Here is a 16,573-nt window from a genome sequence, read left to right on the forward strand (position 1 = left end):
TCTGGTTTAACCACGGCGTCGTAAAAGAAATCTACACCCCGAAAAACCTCTCCGGAAGGAGAGCGGGCAAAAAATGTTTTCTGAAGTCAGGGGGAGGAGGAGAGGCCGCCCAGCGGCACGTAGAATTTTCTGTATTTCCTGCCGTCGGAATAGAGGACGCCTTCCGGCGCTTCCACCAGAATCGTGGCCCTCTTCGTTATCCGGTTAAGCCTGCCGGAAAAAGGCTGCCCTTTATATCTGAAAGAGACCGTTTCGCCGATCCGAAGGCCGCTTTTCATGTGCGCCAGCCCGCGTGCGGTGGTCAGCCGGTGGGTCGTCTCGACGTGGCCGAAAAGCCGAAGGGCCGCTTCCCGGAACCATCTCCCCCGGCAGCTTGACTTGCCGCGAAGGAGGGTTTCGGCGAGGTGCAGCATCTCATGCTCCATAATCCGCAAAAGTCCGTCGAGCCTGTCCCTGCAGGGAACCCCGTTGACCTCCCTTTGCTCGCCCTCCCTGAAATTCAAAAAGAGAAGGTGGGAGGAGATTACGATCTCGAAGGTGTCGCTCTCCCATTTGCGCCTTCCCTTTTTTCTCCGAAGCATCCCCCCCGAGCTGGTCATCCTCTCCGAGAGGCGGAAGGTGAGGCGCCCGGCGGTGGCCTTCGAGAGCGAACCGCCGAAAAACCGCTCGTCGAGCACCGTAAAGACGAGCTGCAGTTCTTCGGCAAAAAGCGAGGTAAAGTTACCCTCCCGGATGGTGGCGGAGAGCCTCAGGAGTCTGGCCCTAGCTTCCCTTTGGGCGTTGCGGTGGGGCGGGCGCGAGAAGATAGCCTTCGAGAGCTCCTCGAAGGCGCTTGAGAACAGACGCATCAGCGGGCCGGAAGAAGGTTCAGCGCCCAGAGGGCGAGAAGGCCTGTAACGACGGTGCCGAAGATAGAGATGAAGGTCCGCAAGGGGGCTTTATCCTTTAACGAGAAAAGCAGGTGGGCCAAAGCCGCAGGCAGGGCGGCGGGCAGAAAAAACCACGAGAAATGGAGCAGCGCCACGAATACGAATAAAATCCCCCTGAGCGTTTTCTCGGCCCCGGCCCTTTTTTTGTCGAAGGGGAATTCCGGGGAGAACTTGAAGAGGAAGTAGAAGATTCCGAGGGTTGTGACGGAGATTCCCGAGACGAAAACCTGGGCTTTGTAAAAGAGCGGAGCGATCTCATAGGCGTCAAGAAAGCCGAATCTTCCGAACAGCCACGTTGCAGCCGCTATCGAGACGATGTGGAGCGCCTGATCGGCGGCGAAAGGCTTCCAGGAAGGGCCGATTTTCTGTTTTGTGAAGTCAAGAAGGGTATGTACTCCCCCTATGAAGAGGCAGAGCGGCCAGAGGGACAAATCCCACAGAAAAACCCACGAGGTCAAAAAATGCGTGAAGGAATGGGAAAGCAGGGGAATAGTCCTGGACTTGTTTTGCGCCATCCAGTTCGACTGCAAGAGAAAATCGGCCGTCATGTGGGCGCATAGGAGCACTACCAAGACCTGCATCATCCCGATTCGATCCTCGGCGGCTGTAAAGAACCGGCGCGGCTCCATGACGGCAGGCCGGGCCGAAAAGCGTGACCGGTAACATTATTCCACAGGACGCCCGATTTTTGAAGGCGGTTTGACGAAAAGCCCGCGCAGCTATTTCAGGGTGGAGAGGTCGACGGCGAAACGGAAGCGGATGTCGCAGGCTATGATTCGCTCGAAAGCCTCGTTTATCTTTTGGGCGGAGATTACCTCCACATCCGCCGCCAGACCGTGCAGGGCGCAAAAATCCAGCATCTCCCGGGTCTCCCGTATTCCGCCCACCAGCGTACCGGCGAGGCTCCGCCGCTGCATGATGAGCGTATCGGGGGAAACGGGGGAGGGGTCGGGCGACCCTGTCACCACCATCGTGCCGTCGCGGCGAAGCAGCTCGAGGTAGGCGTTGTAGTTGTGGAGTACGGGAATCGTGTCGATTATCAGGTCGAAACGCCGGACGTACTTGTGAAAAGCGCCCTCGCGGGTGTCGATAAAGGTTTTCGCGCCGAGCCGGCGCGCGTCGGTACGCTTTCCGGGGGTATGACTAAGGACGCTAACCTTCGCCCCCATGGCGAGAGCGAACTTGACGGCCATGTGACCGAGGCCGCCAAACCCCGCCACGGCCACCTCGACGCCGGGACCGGCGTCGAAGCGTCTAAGCGGCGAGTAGGTGGTGATACCGGCGCACATCAGGGGGGCCGCCCTCTCAAGTTCCATCCCGGCCGGGATTTTGAGGACGTAATCCTCGTTTACCGTTATCCGGGTTGAATAGCCGCCGTAGGAGGGAATTTTTCCGTCGCTCTCGTAGCCGTTGTAGGTGGCGATCATCCCCTCCTCGCAGAACTGCTCCTCCCCCTCTTTGCACGCCCCGCACCTTCGGCACGAACCGGTCATGGGGCCCACCCCGGCGGAGTCGCCCGGGCTGAACTTCCTGACCTTGCCGCCGACTGCGGCCACAACCCCGGAAATTTCGTGGCCGGGCACCATCGGGTAGAGAGAGCCGCCCCACTCGTTGCGAACCTGGTGGATGTCGGAGTGGCATACCCCGCAGTAGCGGATGTCGATCAGAACGTCGTGCGGGCCGGGCTCGCGCCTGTTGATTGAAAAGGGGGCGAGCGGCGACTTTGGGGAAAGGGCTGCGCAGGCGGGAGTTTTAAGCATGGACGGCTCCTTCTTTCCCGCGAAGAGCGCCCAGAAGCGCGTCGGCCAGCGCCTGGCCGGAGGCCGGATTCTGGCCGGTTATAAGTTCCCGGTCGCGAACCGTGAAAGGCTTTCTCGGCGGTCCGTTTTCGACAAGGCCGCCCGCGCCCGAAAGGGCGTCGGCGGCGTAAAAGGGCAGTCGCCCCCCAAAGACGTTTTTTTCGACGGATTTTTCCTCTTCGGTGGAGTAGACAGTCATCCGGTAATCCGCGTACTGCCAGCCGGAGGAGGCTTTCTTCGCCGCTTCGGCGTCGCCCGAGGCGAGGGCCCTGCGGTAATCAGCGGCGCGCTTCAGCGCGGCGAGCAGCGCGACGGGGCCGTGACAGAGGGAGGCGGTGGGCTTGCCGGTCTCGTGGAAATGGCGGAGTATCTTACCCAGTTCCGGGTCCGTCATGAGGTCGGCCATCGGCCCGTGGCCGCCGGGTATGAAGAGGGCCGCGAAGCTTTCAAGCCGGCCCGAGGCGGCCTCGCCGAATCCGAGGGGCTTTAGCACGGAAGGGTGGGCGCGGACGAAAGCGAGCGCCCGGCGAAGTTTTTCCGGGTCACCGCCGAAGCGGGAGACTTTTTCCGAGCGCGCGTCCATGGCGGGCGCGACGCCGTTTGGCGTCGCCAAGGCGATTTCGTAGCCCGCATCGATGAGGGTGAGGGCGGGAACAGACAGCTCGTCCAGGTAAAATCCCGTGGGGACCGTTCGGCCGCCGGAAAGCTCCAGCGCTTTTGCGCCGGAGGCCGCGATGAGCACCGTACCCTTGCTCCCCATTAGCCGTCCTCCTTTCCCCGCTTTTCGTTACCCGGGCTTTCAACTCCAGTTTAATACGGGAGGGACGGATGGCAATTTGAGGAGCTTGCCGTATTATCTGAATAAAGAGTCCCATTGAAAGGAGCTTTGAGGATGTTTAGAAAAATAATTTTCCCGGCGATGTTTACGGTTTTTACCCTTTCCGGTCTCTCATTCGCGGGCGAGGATTTGTCTGCGGCGAAGGCGCTCTTTGAGAAGAAGTGCAATTTTTGTCACAGCATGGAAAGACCGCTTTCCAAGAACAAGGACAGGGCGGGCTGGACGGAGACCGTAAAGCGGATGCAGTCCAAAGAGCCTGACCGCTTGAGCGACAGCGACGTCGAGACGATTATCGACTACCTCACCGCGATACGGGGGAAGAAGTAAGTTTTAAAAAAGCAAAAAGGCCGCCTTTTGAGGGGCGGCCCTTTTAATGGATTAAAAAACTTAAAAACGTAGTGAGCGGCCTGGAGGCAAGGAGACGCGGAGCGAGGCGCGAGACAGTATGCGTCAATACGGCGAGCGGCGAGCGAGCACGCGACGCCGCATCCGGGGCGCGTAATAGTTTTTACTTGCCGAAAGAGCGCTTGAACAGATCCTTGATCGCGGCCTCTCCGGCGGCGTTCAGGTTTCTCGTGCCGGTTCCGCAGAAGGTCTTGTGGCGGATGACGGGGAGTTCGTGAACCCAGGAATCGCCGCGCCAGACGTACCAGTCGCCGCGCTCCTGATCGAAGACGTGAAGGGGGCGGTTGAACATTTTGCCGAGTTCGGCTGCCCAGCCGGTGCCGCCCTTGACGGTGCCGTCGGCCTGAATGGCGCCGACGATGAAGATCTGGAGACCGTTGTTCACCTGATACCAGATGGACTGGAGGATTTTGCGCATCCAGGGGCTTTTGGAATAATCGCGCAGGAGGCGCTTGCCGACCTCTTCCATCATGACGTCGCTCTTCTCAAGCTCGGTCTCGGAGAGGAGGCGGGCGTTCTTTGAGCGCTTGATGTGGTGTCCGTCGAAGGTAAAATTGACTTCGGCGACGCCGTAAGCTTCGGCGGCTTCACCGAACGCCGTCTCGGTGCCTCTGGCGCCGCCGCTGTAAAGGGTGACTTCCTGTGGCTTCATCTATTTTCCTTTCCGTGCGGGATTTCCCGCAACGAATATCTTTGATATCTTCTCTCATAAGAAGTTAAGAGGTTGTTAAAAACGTCGCGAGAGACCCGTTTACAAGGAGACGCGCAGCGAGGGGCGAGACAGTAGCAGCGCTACGGCGAGTCCCTGAGCGAGCACGCGACGCCGTAAAAGGGGCTCGCAGCAGTTTTTACACAATCTCTTTAAAAGGGTAAGGGCTTTTATAGTAATTGCCAAGTCAGGTCAAGTTAAATTTCCTGTCAAGGCCATGAGAAATCAGGTTTTTGAAAGTATAAGAGTGTCTGGTAAAGTTCCGGATTGAGCTAATGAGTCTCAGGAGAGAGAAATGGAAAGGTTCGCAGCCGACAGAAAACTTTGCACCAAGTGTTATTTGTGCCTGAAGATTTGCCCGTGGTCGGCGATAGAGGCCGGAGAAGAGGGATACCCCGAGTCTTCGCCCGCAAGGGGCGGCCGCTGCGCGGCCTGCCAGCAGTGTTTCGCCCTCTGCCCCGAGGGCGCGATCTCGATAGAGGGAAAGAGCGCCGCGAAGAGCGTCTCGCCGGAAAATCTGCCCTCCCCCGAAGCGGTGGAAGCTCTGATCCGTTTCAGAAGGAGCGTGCGATATTACAAAAAGGAGTGCGTATCCGCCGCCGTGGTGGACAACCTCCTTCACATAACCGCCAACGCTCCGACCGGGACGAATTCCCGAAAGCTCCGCTTTACCGTGCTGGAGGGAGATTCCCTCGAAAATTTCAAGAAGGCCGCCTACGAAAAGATAGAGGAGCTTGACGCCAAAGGGCTTTTGCCCGAAAAGCAGCGCTACCTGAAGGCGATGGCGGAAAGCTGGCGCTCGGGCCGGGACGTAATCTTCCGGGACGCTCCGCACCTCCTTCTCGCCTCCTCCGGCAAGACAGCCTCCACGCCTCACGAGGACGGCGTCATCGCCCTTTCGTACTTCGAGCTTATGGCGAACTCGGCGGGCCTCGGAACGCTGTGGGTAGGGTTTGTGATGCATGTCTTCAAGCTTTTGCCTGAACTGGCCGGGCTGATCGGAATCGGCGAAGACCGGCATCTCTCCTATGCGATGCTTTTCGGCTATCCGGCGATACGTTTTCGGCGCGGAGTCCAGCGCGACGAGGTCGAGATAGCGAGGCCGAAACTGTAAAAGGCGTAGAGAGAGGCGGGAGTTGTAATTAAAACCAAAATGGTATAGATTGGACTCTCCCTTTACAAGGAGGAGCAAGATGAGATCTCTTTACGTATTTTTCATCGCGGTTTTTCTCGCTTTGCCCGCGCAGTCTCTCGCGGGCAAGCCGGTTCTGCTCATAGATCAGGGCCACGGGCAGCAGTTCCTGATAGAAAAGGAAGGCGCGCTCGATCTCTCGAAGCTCGCCAGGGTTTTCAGGGACGAGGGGTTCGAGGTCAGGGCTCTGACAGGGAAGGTCACCCCGAAAGACCTTTCGGGCGTCGACGCCTTCGTGACCTCGGGGCTCTTCGTACCCTACGACAACGACGAGAGGAAGGAAATACTCGGATTTATCGAGCGTGGGGGCGCCATGTCGATGATGATCCACATAGCGCCCACTTACGGGGTGCTCCTCAAGGAACTGGGGATTGCGTCCTTCACCGCCCCGGTGAAGGAGACACAGGGAAACATAAACGACAGCCCCATAGACTTTCGGGTCGCGGTTTTTAACGGCCATCCGCTCACCGAGGGGTTGAAGGGGTTTGGGCTTTACGGCGGCTGGGGCCTTTTCCCTTCCAGCAAAAGCTCACTGACGCCCGTCGCCACTACCTCTAAAAATGCGTGGCTTGACATAAACAACAATCAGGTGAGGGACGCAAACGAGGCATATCGCGCCTTTACGATGGTATTCGCCGGGACGAAAGGGAAGGGGCGCTACGCGATCTTCGGAGACGACGCCATCTTCCAGAACCGTTTCATGGACCCGGACAACTCGAAGCTGGCGAAAAACCTCGCACTCTGGCTGTCGCCCCCGAAAGCCCTCTAGACACCCTCCGGGCAAAAAAAAGCCTCCGCTGCGGGAGGCTTTTTCATTTACGGCAAAAAGAATTCCAGGGAAACCCGGGCCGCCCCGAAATGGGGGCGAAATCCGAAAGAATCGTCCTGGATTTTAAGTTTCTAGCCCCAGGGGAAAAAGAAAGTCAGCCGGAGAACCGGCGAGAAACAAACTTTTCGCTAAACTGACGGGGCCGAAGGGTTGAACCTTCAGGCCCCGTTTATGGCCGAAACGTTAAATTATCCCGCGCGGCAAGCCTCGCGGGTTCTTCAAAGAGACCTTAGCCGCGGCGGCGGTTAAAGCATTCCTTGCAGTAAACCGGTTTATCCTGGCTGGGCTGGAACGGAACCTCCGTGGATACGCCGCATTCGTCGCATACCGCGGGGAAGGTCTGTCTGCGGGGACGGGTGTCGTCGCCACGGCGGGGTTTTGCGCCCTTGCGCGAATCCCTGCAAACCTTGCATCTGGTCGGCTCATTGCCGAAGCCCTTCGCGGCGTAGAACTCCTGTTCGCCGGCCGTGAAAATGAATTCCTGTCCACAATCCCTGCAGTTGATTGGCTTGTCCTGATACATCGTTGATTCCTCTTTTTCCCCTTATGGGTCCTTTTCTGGAGTTTTGCGGTTTATTTAGCATAAACCACGGGTTGAATCGGCAGGAGCATATCACAACAGACTGTAAAAACAACACTTTTTGAACCAATTTAATATTGAAGAGTTGCTCTTTTAATGTCCCGATACTTCCGGAGGATTGAAGTGGCGAAAAAAGACAAACAATAACGGGTAGTTATGCACTGGTCACGGCGGCTGCGGGGTTTTCGGCGAACACCCCCGGAAGACCCAAAAAAATACCCGGCCCCTGCTGGCGAAACTTGTTTCACCGCGCAGGGGTAGCAAAATTCTATCTGTCGCAGATAAGTTGGCCTCCTACGGCAACGTTTTCGGGCATGCTCTCCCTGATCTGAATGATTATCTTATCCTTGGGCATTCCATAGGCTTTAGCAGCCACCTCCGTCAGCCCTTCGGCGAGGAATCTCTTTACCGACAGATCTCCTATAGCCGGTCCTTCCACGGTTATTATGGGCATTTTCTTTTCTCCCTTTTCGTTTCGCGTTTGCGGTTCCTGCGAATGGTTATAGTTTATTTGAAACGGAAATGAAATACTTCCGGGAATGCCGCGCAAAGGCGGAAGGTTTCAGAGAGAAATTTTTTTTGAAGTTGACACGAATTTGACGCGATAGTACTAAACCACCCCTGTTATAATTTAGCATTCAGGTATTTTTACCCGAGTATTGCCGGCGAGGAAATTGATGAGACTTACCGCACTTGAAAAGCTCCATGAAAAGTGGACCGTAGAGAACGCCCGCGAGCTTTACGGCGTCGAGAACTGGGGCTCCGGATATTTCAAGATAGATGAAAAGGGAGAGGTCTGCGTCTGCCCCGATTCGACCCGCGCGCACTCCTGCGCAAGCCTTCTTGACGTGGTGCGCGGGCTTAGGGAACGCGGCAGGGACCTGCCGGTGCTCCTTCGCTTCGAGGACATCCTTGCTTCGCGGATAATCCTCCTCAACGACAGCTTTAACGAAGCGATAAAGAATTACGGCTACAAGGGCGAATTTAGGGGCGTTTTCCCCATTAAGGTCAACCAGCAGCAGCAGGTGGTCGAGGAGATAACCACCTTCGGCAAGCGCTACCACCACGGCTTGGAGGCCGGGAGCAAGGCCGAGCTTATTGCGGCGATGGCTTACCTCGACGACCCCGAGGCGCTTCTCATCTGCAACGGCTACAAGGACGAGATGTTCATCCGGCTCGCCCTCTACGCCCGCATGATAAATCTTAACTGCGTCTGCGTCATAGAGACCCTGAACGAGCTTCCCCTCATCATCAGCCTCTCGCGGGAGATGAAGGTGCGGCCGGTGCTGGGCGTGCGCATGAAGCTCTCCTCCACGGCGAGCGGCCTCTGGAAGGAATCGGGCGGCGACAGGTCGGTCTTCGGCCTTAACTCCTCGCAGATAGTGGAGGTCGTAGACATCCTCAAGAAGGAGGGGATGCTCGACTGCCTCAAACTCCTCCACTACCACATCGGCTCGCAGATACCCAACATCCGCCAGATACGAAACGGCCTGGTGGAGGCGTGCCGCGTCTACACCGGCCTCATCGAGGAGGGAGCGCCGATGGGCATGCTCGACCTCGGCGGCGGCCTGGCGGTGGATTACGACGGCTCCCACACCAATTTCGCATCGAGCTGCAACTATACGATTGACGAATACTGCCGCGACGTAATCGAAGTGGTGATGGAGACCCTCGGTGAAACCGACACGCCCCACCCGATTATAGTCACCGAATCGGGAAGGGCCACCGTCGCCTACTACTCGGTGCTGGTCTTCAACATTCTGGACGCAAGCCGGTTCGCCGGAGACGACACCCTTCCTCCGCTCTCCGAAGAGCCCTCTACCGTCACGGCCAACATCCACGAGGCGGCCTCCAACCTTAGGGAAAAGAACCTTCAGGAGATCTACCACGACGCCATCTACTACCGCGACGAGGCGAGAGACCTCTTCAAGCGCGGCGACATAGGCATACGCGAGCGCGCCCTCGTCGAGCGCATCTTCTGGTACGCGATGCAGAAGATACAGCGGATACTGGAGGGGATGCGCTACGTGCCGGACGATTTCGAGGGTCTGGACGAGGCGATGAGCGACGTCTATTACGGAAACCTCAGCGTCTTCCAGTCGCTGCCCGACGTCTGGGCGATAAACCAGATTCTCCCGGTGATGCCGATTCACCGCCTGGCGGAAGCCCCTACGAGGAACGCCATAATCTCCGACATCACCTGTGACTGCGACGGCAAGATAGACCGCTTCATCGACCTTCAGGACGTTGCGCGGACCCTTCCCCTTCACGAGCTCAAGGACGGGGAGGACTACCTCGTCGGCGTCTTTCTGGTGGGCGCTTATCAGGAGACGCTGGGCGACCTGCACAACCTTCTCGGAGACACCAACGTCGCCTCCATACGGGTGGGCGAAAACGGCGAGATAGAGTACGTGCGCGAGCTGGAGGGCGATTCGGTTGAGGACGTTCTCTCTTACGTGGAGTACGACACCAAGGAGCTGATGAACCGCTTCCGCGAAAAGGCGGAGAAGGCCGTGCGCGAGGGAATCATCACCGGCCAGCAGCGAAGGGCGGTCACCAGCGCTTTCAACGCAGGGATGAGGGGCTATACTTATTACGAATCGGACGAGAGTTAGAGGATATCGATATGAAGAAGGTTCTGATAATAGGGGCGGGCGGAGTGGGGAGGGTCGTCGCGCACAAGTGCGCTCAGGCCGCCGAAGCGGGCATTTTCGGCGAAATCACCTTGGCTTCCCGCACAAAGTCCAAGTGCGACGCGATAGCCGCTGAGATTAAATATCCCATAAAGACCGCGCAGGTGGACGCCGACAACGTCCCCGAGCTTACGGCGCTTCTGATCGCCGAGAAGCCCGCCATAGTGATAAACGTCGCCCTTCCCTATCAGGACCTGACGATCATGGACGCCTGCCTGAACGCCGGAGTCGATTACCTCGACACGGCCAACTACGAGCCTCTCGACGCCGCCAGATTCGAGTACAGCTGGCAGTGGGCCTATCAGGAAAGGTTCCGCGAGAAGGGGCTGATGGCCCTGCTCGGAAGCGGTTTCGACCCCGGCGTGACCAACGTCTTTACCGCCCGCCTCGTCAAACACCACTTCGACGAGCTGCGGGAGATTGACATAATCGACGCCAACGCGGGGAGCCACGGCCAGCCCTTCGCTACCAACTTCAACCCCGAGATAAACATCCGCGAGGTCACCGCCCCCTGCCGCCACTGGGAAAACGGCAAATGGGTGGAGACCGGGGCGCTGAAGACGAAGCGCGTCTTCGATTTTCCCGAAGCCATCGGCCCAATGAACATCTACAAGATGTATCACGAGGAGATGGAGTCGCTTGTAAAGCACTTCCCCTCGATTAAAAAGGCCCAGTTCTGGATGACCTTTTCCGACAATTACCTGAAACACCTCGAAGTGCTTCAGAACGTCGGGATGACCCGCATCGACGAGGTCGAATACAACGGCGTGAAGATCGTCCCCCTCCAGTTCCTCAAGGCCGTCCTTCCCGATCCGGGAAGTCTCGGAGCGCTTACGAAGGGGCGCACCTGTATAGGCGTCGTCGGCAGGGGAGTGAAGGACGACAGGGAAAAGATGGTCTACGTCTACCAGATCTGCGACCACGAAGAAGCTTTCAAGGAGACCAATTCGCAGGCGATAAGCTACACCACCGGCGTTCCCGCCGTGGTCGGCGCGATAATGATGGCTACCGGCAAATGGCGCGGCCACGGCGTCTTCAACATGGAGCAGTTCGACCCCGATCCTTTCCTCAAGACGCTCGGCGAATACGGCCTGCCCTGGGTGGAGATATTCCCGAAAGACCTGCCGGAGCTTTGATTTGTCGGAGATAAACGTCGAGAGGATCATGGAGCTGGCCCCGTCCCCGGCCTACGTCGTGGACATGGGCAAGCTGCGCGATAACCTCGAAACGCTGGACTCCGTCCAGAAGAGGAGCGGCGCGAAGATTCTCCTCGCGCTCAAGGGTTTTTCCATGTGGAGCGTCTTTCCGGAGATACGAAAGACCCTTCACGGCGTTTGCGCCAGCTCGCCGTGGGAGGCCCGCCTCGGGCGCGAGGAGTTCGGCAGGGAGGTGCATACCTTCGCCGCCGGTTTTCGCGAAAGGGACATCCCCGGCCTCCTTTCGACCTCCAACCACCTGGTCTTCAACTCCTTCGGCCAGTTCGAGCGCTTCCGGCCATTCTGGGAACCGGAGGCGGGCAGAGTCTCGATCGGCCTTCGCGTCAATCCCGAGCACTCGGAGGGTGCGACGCCCATCTACGACCCCTGCGCTCCCTGCTCGCGCCTCGGCATAAAAAGGGAGGAGTTCGAGGGAAGGTCGCTCGCCGGAGTCGAGGGACTCCACTTCCACACCCTCTGCGAGCAACTTTTCGAGCCGCTTTCGCGCACCGCGAAGGTTTTCGAGGAGAAGTTCGGGGAGTTTCTGCCGAAGATGAAGTGGCTGAACCTCGGCGGCGGCCACCACATCACCCGCGAAGGCTACGACCTTGAGGGGCTGGTGGAGCTCGTGAAACACTTCAGGGGGAAATACGGGGTCGAGGTCTACCTTGAGCCGGGAGAGGCGATTGCGCTTGGCACCGGCGTCCTCGTGGGAACCGTGCTCGATATCGTCAGGAACGTCTCGGAGATAGCAATTCTGGACATCTCCGCCGCCTGCCACATGCCGGACGTGCTGGAAATGCCCTACCGCCCGCCCCTCCACAAGGGGTTTTCACCCGGAGAAAAGTCCAACACCTACCGGCTGGCCGGGCCTTCGTGTCTCGCGGGAGACGTGATAGGCGACTGGTCTTTCGAGGAACCCCTGCACATCGGGGGAAGGATCGCCTTCCTGGATCAGGCGCACTACACGATGGTCAAGAACACCACCTTCAACGGGATCGAGCTCCCCTCCATCTGCACCTTCGAGCCCCTCACCGGAGAGCTGAAAACGGTAAGGACTTTCGGCTACGAGGATTTCAGGAACCGCCTCTCCTAGATTTTACAGCCTTCACTCCTGCCTGATCTTCCTCAGTTCTTCCACCGTTTCTCCGTCGCCGGGGTTCAGCCTCAACGCTTCTTCGAGGTGTTCAGCGGCTTCCTTCCTGTTTCCGGTCGCGGCGTACACCTTGCCGAGGTTAAGGTGGGCCACACTGTCTTCCGGCGCGAGCAAGAGGTACTTTTTGTATTGATCAATGGCGAGATTGTTTTCCCCAGTCTGCGAGGCGGCGAGGGCGAGGTAGAAATTTCCCTTAAGATGGGCGGGGTCGAGCCGTACCGCTTCCCGGAACTCCCCCACGGCTTCCCGAAGCTGTTTTAACCTCGCAAGCTCAAGTCCAGCGCCTATATGCGCCTCGGGGTCGTTCGGCTCTATCCGGGCGGCTTCCCTGAACTGGACCAGTGCTCCGGCGTGGTCGCCCTTTTTGGCCAGCATCTGCCCGTATTCGTACCGGCCCTTGAAACTGTCCGGATTTATCTCGAAAAGAGTTTTGAAGGGCTCCTCCGCCACCTCGAATTTCCCCGTTTCCGATACCGCCCTGCCGAGGTAGAGGATAGCGTTCTGGTTCGTCGGAGTCAGCTCCAGTGCTTTCAGGGCGCTTTCTTCCGCGTTGGGGTAAAACCTCTTTTCAAGGTAGATGCGGGCGTTTTCCTCGTATATCAGCGAAGGGTCGCTGCCGTTCAGTTCCGACGCTTTTTTGAATGCGGCGTCCGATTTCTTCATGTTCCCCATATTGGAATACAAAAAGCCGAGGTCCCGGTAGACCTCGGGATCGTCGGGATCTTTGGCTATGGAATCCTCATAGAGCCGTATCGCTTCTTCAAAATTTCTTGAGTTGGTTAGGGCCCCGGCGAGCATTCTTTCGGCGAAAACGCTTCCGGTCTCTTCGTAGGTGTATTTGAAAAATGTATAGCTGTCCTTCCAGAGTGAAAGCTGAAAGGAGGCGCGGGCCGTGAGGGCGACGAGGCAGATTACGAACACATACGTTGCCGCGCGGCGAAGTCTTTCCCGCTCGCCGATAATTCCGTCGATTCCCCATACCGCCATGAAGGAAAGCCCCATGGCGGGAAGATATGTAAAGCGGTCGGCTACCGTGTTCAGGCCGAGAGTCAGGATTCCGCTCACGGGGAGGAGGGCTGTAAGGTACCAGAGCCAGCCTGCCGGAATTGCGTACGATATTCTGCGGGCTCTGAAGATTAAATAAGTCGCCGCCAGCAGAAAAAGCGCCGCCAAAAGAACCCAGAGGCCTGTCAGGATGAAGGAGTCGCCTCGCGGCAGCATAAAAAGTCTGGTGGGCCAGACAGTCTTGCCGACGTAATAGAGGTTCGAGGTTATGGCGTCGGTCAGATTGTCGGTCCAGGGGGGGGGATCACCGTCTCCGAGACTGACCTTCTGCGAAATCATGGTCGTGACGGAAAAGACCGCCGAAAGGACGAAAAAGGGGATCTTCCCGCGAAGTGACGCCAGGAGATTCTTCCGCGAGAAGCCTCCTTCATATTTTCGTATCGGCCAGAAATCCGTTATTACGAGAATCACCGAGAGCACGGCCACTGTGGGTTTGGCTGCGAGCCCGGCGAACATCGCCGCTACCGACGCGATATACCATGTCCATCGGTCCTTCTGGCGGTGAAGAAGGTAAAGGAGGAGGCAGAGAAGGAAGAAAAAGCCGGAAAGGGTGTCCTTCCTCTCGGTCACCCAGGCGACGGACTCAACCCGAAGGGGGTGGAGCGCCCAGAGAGAGGCCGCAAAAAAACTCTTCCAGGGCGAGCCGGTTGCGAGGTTGAGAAACGAGAAGAGCAAAAGCGCGTTCAAGGCATGCAAGATGAAGTTCGTGCGGTGATAGGCCCCCGGATTAACTCCGAAAAATTCGGTATCCGCCATGAGGGACAGCCAGGTCATGGGCATCCAGAAATTGTTTCTCGGCTCGGTCAGGGCGGTTTTGACGCCGCTCCAGGTCAGTCCGCCCTTGACGACCTTGTTTTCCATCACGTATTCGGCATCGTCGACGTTGATGTAATCATAATTTCTGGAGGGAAGGTAAAGGGCGGCTACCGCGACAAAAAGGAGCGCCGCCAGAAGCAGGGGTTTATGCTGTTTTAAGGATTGATCAGTCATCTGCCCAGTTTCCTCAGCCAGTCTCTCGCTTCCTCGTCGGAAGGGTCGATACGTACGACTTCTTCAAAATGGCGCGCCGCCTCCCCCTTGTCGCCCGCTTTTATGAGGAGCGCTGCCAGATTGTAGTGTGAAACGGCGTCGTTTGGAACAAGGGCGAGATGTTTTTTATAGTATTCCCTTGCCAGTTCGTCGCGGCCAAGGCGGGAAGCGGCGAGCGCGAGGTTGAAGTTCACCGCCGGGTCGTCAGGGGCTTTCTTTACCGCTTCTTTGAAACTCGCAAGGGCTTGCTCGATGTTCCCTTCTCCGGCGCTTATCAGGCCGAGCTGCAGATGAGCCTGGGGGTGGGTGGGAGACGCCCGCAGCACCTCGCCGAACCTCTCCCGCGCCTCGGCGGCCCTGCCCAGCCTGACCAGCAAAAGACCGTAATTGAAATTTGAGCCTACGTCGCCGGGGGTCAGGGAAAGGGCTTTTTTGTATAAGCGCTCCGCTTCGGGGAAATCCCCTCTTGCTTCGGCGTTCTCAGCCAGATAGAAATCCGCGCTGCCCGGATCCATCCCGTTCGCTCTTTCAAGAATGGCTACAGCATCGTCGAAGCGGCCCGTTTTTGTAAAGACCTGGCCGAAGATAAGCAGCGCGTCGGAATATTGCGGATCTATGTCGAGGGCTCTTTGAGCGTGGTCCAGCGCCATTTTATAGTTTTTGAGCTTGATCGCGCAAAAGGCGATGTTGTAATGGGCTTCCAGGTTTTCTGGATCCAGTGCCAACATCTCCATGAAGGAGGCGACGGCATCGACGTAGCGCTCTTTTTTCCGCAGGTACGTGCCCATGAAAAGGTGGGTGGCGGGGTCGTCGGGCTGTTTTTCCAGAGAGCTTTTGAGATACTTTTCGGCCTGATCCAGCTCGTCGTTGACGAGGTAATAATTCCCGAGGAGCTTTTCGGAAAACGCATCGCTCCTCGTGACCGAGAGGTTGTGACTAAAAAAGGTAAGTCCATTCTTCCAGTAGGAGAGTTGGACGACGGAAAGGTAAGAAAGAAATCCCACGGCGAAAAGAGCAAGGGCCGCGAGAGGTTTTCTAAGCCCGTGGTTCTCGCCCGCCAGGGCGTCGATTCCCCAGACTGCGGCGATGGCGACGCCCATGTGGGGCAGGTAGGTGAAATGGTCGGCCACCATGTAGAGGCCGACCGCCACTACCCCGCTGACGGGGAAGAGGGCGGTAAGGTACCAGAACCACCCCGCGAGCACTCCGGGAGATGACTTTCTCGCTCTCCACGCCCCGAGGGAAATTGCGGCGAGCGCCAGTACGGCCGCAACGAACCAGACCCCGGTGTATTTCGTCGCGGTTGACCTGTCCTGCATCACGAGATCGAAGGGCCAGACGGTGCGGAAGAGGTAGTGGAGGTAGGAAGTCGCCACGCTGACCGCGCGAGAGTCGAGTGGAACCCTTCCGAGAGGGTGGATGTAGGCTTTCAGCAGGAAAACCGTGGCAAGGGAAAGAACTATCGAGAGGGCGAAAAAGGGCGCTTTTTCCAGCAGAAGTTTTTTCGGATTTTCGCGGCCGATTCTTCCAAGGGGCCAGAAATCGACGGCGAGAAGAACGAGGGGCATTATGACGAGAATCGGTTTCGCGCCGTAGCCGAGAAACATCATGAGGAGCGAGGCGGCGTACCAGGCGATTTTCTTGTTCTTCGCGTATTCGAGATACGAAAGGAGGCAAAGGAGAAAAAAGAATCCCGAAACCAGATCCTTTCTCTCCGCTACCCACGCCACGGATTCGACTCTCATGGGGTGAAGAGCCCACAGGGCAGCGGCGAAAAAACTCTTCCACGGGGATTTCGTCGCCCCGTACAGAAAAAGGAAAAACAAAAGTCCGTTCAGCGAGTGGAGGATTGCGTTAGTCCTGTGAAACCCTCCCGCTTTTATACCGAAAAATTCCGAGTCCGCCATCAGGGTGAGCTGGGTCATCGGAGCCCACAGCTTCTGGTGGAGTTGGGTGAAAGCCTCCCTGACTCCGGAGAGGGTGAGCCCTCTTTTTACCAGAGAGCTGTCGGTCACGTAATCGGCGTCGTCCAGATTGATGAAATCGAAACCGGACGACCTTAAGTAAACCAAAAGCACCGCGATCGCCAGAAAGCCGGCCAGGACAAAGGGCAATTTTTTGGAGGAAAGGAGGGCCTTCAATATGGTAAATCC

General features: G+C 57.6%; 15 protein-coding genes. 6 read left to right on the forward strand and 9 right to left on the reverse strand.

What is annotated here, in order from left to right:
• Positions 1 to 86: 86 nt before the first annotated feature.
• The 4 genes from EPN96_00120 to EPN96_00135 all read right to left on the reverse strand — a co-directional run bounded on the left by EPN96_00120 (position 87) and on the right by EPN96_00135 (position 3,488).
• Entirely contained in the window at positions 87 to 848 is a 762-nt protein-coding gene (locus tag EPN96_00120; GenBank protein ID TAL18796.1) for a SprT-like family protein, read from the reverse strand.
• The gene (locus tag EPN96_00125) at positions 848 to 1,558 is read right to left on the reverse strand and encodes a DUF3307 domain-containing protein (GenBank protein TAL18797.1); all 711 of its coding nucleotides are present in this window, start codon (positions 1,556 to 1,558) and stop codon (positions 848 to 850) included. The genes EPN96_00120 and EPN96_00125 overlap by 1 nt, the downstream gene beginning before the upstream one ends.
• A 90-nt stretch (positions 1,559 to 1,648) precedes the next feature.
• Positions 1,649 to 2,689, reverse strand: a complete 1,041-nt coding sequence (locus EPN96_00130) for an NAD(P)-dependent alcohol dehydrogenase (protein TAL18798.1) — start codon at positions 2,687 to 2,689, stop codon at positions 1,649 to 1,651.
• Positions 2,682 to 3,488 (reverse strand): type 1 glutamine amidotransferase domain-containing protein, encoded by an 807-nt coding sequence (locus EPN96_00135; protein TAL18799.1) that lies wholly within the window; start codon positions 3,486 to 3,488, stop codon positions 2,682 to 2,684. Before EPN96_00135 ends, EPN96_00130 begins: the two co-directional genes overlap by 8 nt.
• 132 nt (positions 3,489 to 3,620) lie before the next feature.
• Between EPN96_00135 and EPN96_00140 the strand changes: the two genes are divergently transcribed.
• Positions 3,621 to 3,893, forward strand: a complete 273-nt coding sequence (locus tag EPN96_00140) for a hypothetical protein (protein TAL18800.1) — start codon at positions 3,621 to 3,623, stop codon at positions 3,891 to 3,893.
• Between the two features lie 181 nt (positions 3,894 to 4,074).
• On the opposite strand, the gene EPN96_00145 is transcribed toward EPN96_00140, so the two are convergent.
• Entirely contained in the window at positions 4,075 to 4,623 is a 549-nt protein-coding gene (locus EPN96_00145) for a hypothetical protein (GenBank protein TAL18801.1), read from the reverse strand.
• A 352-nt stretch (positions 4,624 to 4,975) separates the two neighbouring features.
• Between EPN96_00145 and EPN96_00150 the strand changes: the two genes are divergently transcribed.
• Both EPN96_00150 and EPN96_00155 read left to right on the forward strand, forming a co-directional pair.
• On the forward strand, positions 4,976 to 5,794 hold the full coding sequence (locus EPN96_00150; protein ID TAL18802.1) for a nitroreductase: 819 nt from the start codon (positions 4,976 to 4,978) through the stop codon (positions 5,792 to 5,794).
• A 79-nt stretch (positions 5,795 to 5,873) separates the two neighbouring features.
• Entirely contained in the window at positions 5,874 to 6,641 is a 768-nt protein-coding gene (locus EPN96_00155; GenBank protein TAL18803.1) for a DUF4350 domain-containing protein, read from the forward strand.
• 289 nt (positions 6,642 to 6,930) lie between these two features.
• On the opposite strand, the gene EPN96_00160 is transcribed toward EPN96_00155, so the two are convergent.
• A complete protein-coding gene (locus EPN96_00160; protein ID TAL18804.1) occupies positions 6,931 to 7,224 on the reverse strand; it encodes a zinc-binding protein in 294 nt (97 codons plus the stop codon).
• A gap of 325 nt (positions 7,225 to 7,549) precedes the next feature.
• Positions 7,550 to 7,735 (reverse strand): 4-oxalocrotonate tautomerase, encoded by a 186-nt coding sequence (locus EPN96_00165; GenBank protein TAL18805.1) that lies wholly within the window; start codon positions 7,733 to 7,735, stop codon positions 7,550 to 7,552.
• A 223-nt stretch (positions 7,736 to 7,958) separates the two neighbouring features.
• Between EPN96_00165 and speA the strand changes: the two genes are divergently transcribed.
• The 3 genes from speA to nspC are packed head-to-tail and all read left to right on the forward strand — an operon-like array spanning position 7,959 to position 12,266.
• Entirely contained in the window at positions 7,959 to 9,896 is a 1,938-nt protein-coding gene (gene speA / locus EPN96_00170; protein ID TAL18806.1) for a biosynthetic arginine decarboxylase, read from the forward strand.
• A gap of 11 nt (positions 9,897 to 9,907) precedes the next feature.
• On the forward strand, positions 9,908 to 11,110 hold the full coding sequence (locus EPN96_00175) for a saccharopine dehydrogenase family protein (GenBank protein ID TAL18807.1): 1,203 nt from the start codon (positions 9,908 to 9,910) through the stop codon (positions 11,108 to 11,110).
• A gap of 1 nt (position 11,111) precedes the next feature.
• Complete coding sequence (nspC, locus tag EPN96_00180; protein ID TAL18808.1) at positions 11,112 to 12,266, forward strand: carboxynorspermidine decarboxylase; 1,155 nt, start codon at positions 11,112 to 11,114, stop codon at positions 12,264 to 12,266.
• 12 nt (positions 12,267 to 12,278) lie between these two features.
• Here nspC and EPN96_00185 read toward each other — a convergent pair whose 3' ends face one another.
• The gene (locus tag EPN96_00185) at positions 12,279 to 14,381 is read right to left on the reverse strand and encodes a tetratricopeptide repeat protein (protein ID TAL18809.1); all 2,103 of its coding nucleotides are present in this window, start codon (positions 14,379 to 14,381) and stop codon (positions 12,279 to 12,281) included.
• Positions 14,378 to 16,561: a tetratricopeptide repeat protein gene (locus EPN96_00190; GenBank protein TAL18810.1), complete on the reverse strand. Its 2,184-nt coding sequence runs from the start codon at positions 16,559 to 16,561 to the stop codon at positions 14,378 to 14,380. Before EPN96_00190 ends, EPN96_00185 begins: the two co-directional genes overlap by 4 nt.
• Between the last annotated feature and the right edge of the window lie 12 nt (positions 16,562 to 16,573).

Source organism: bacterium (genome assembly GCA_004322275.1).
GTDB lineage: Bacteria > Desulfobacterota > Deferrisomatia > Deferrisomatales > BM512 > SCTA01.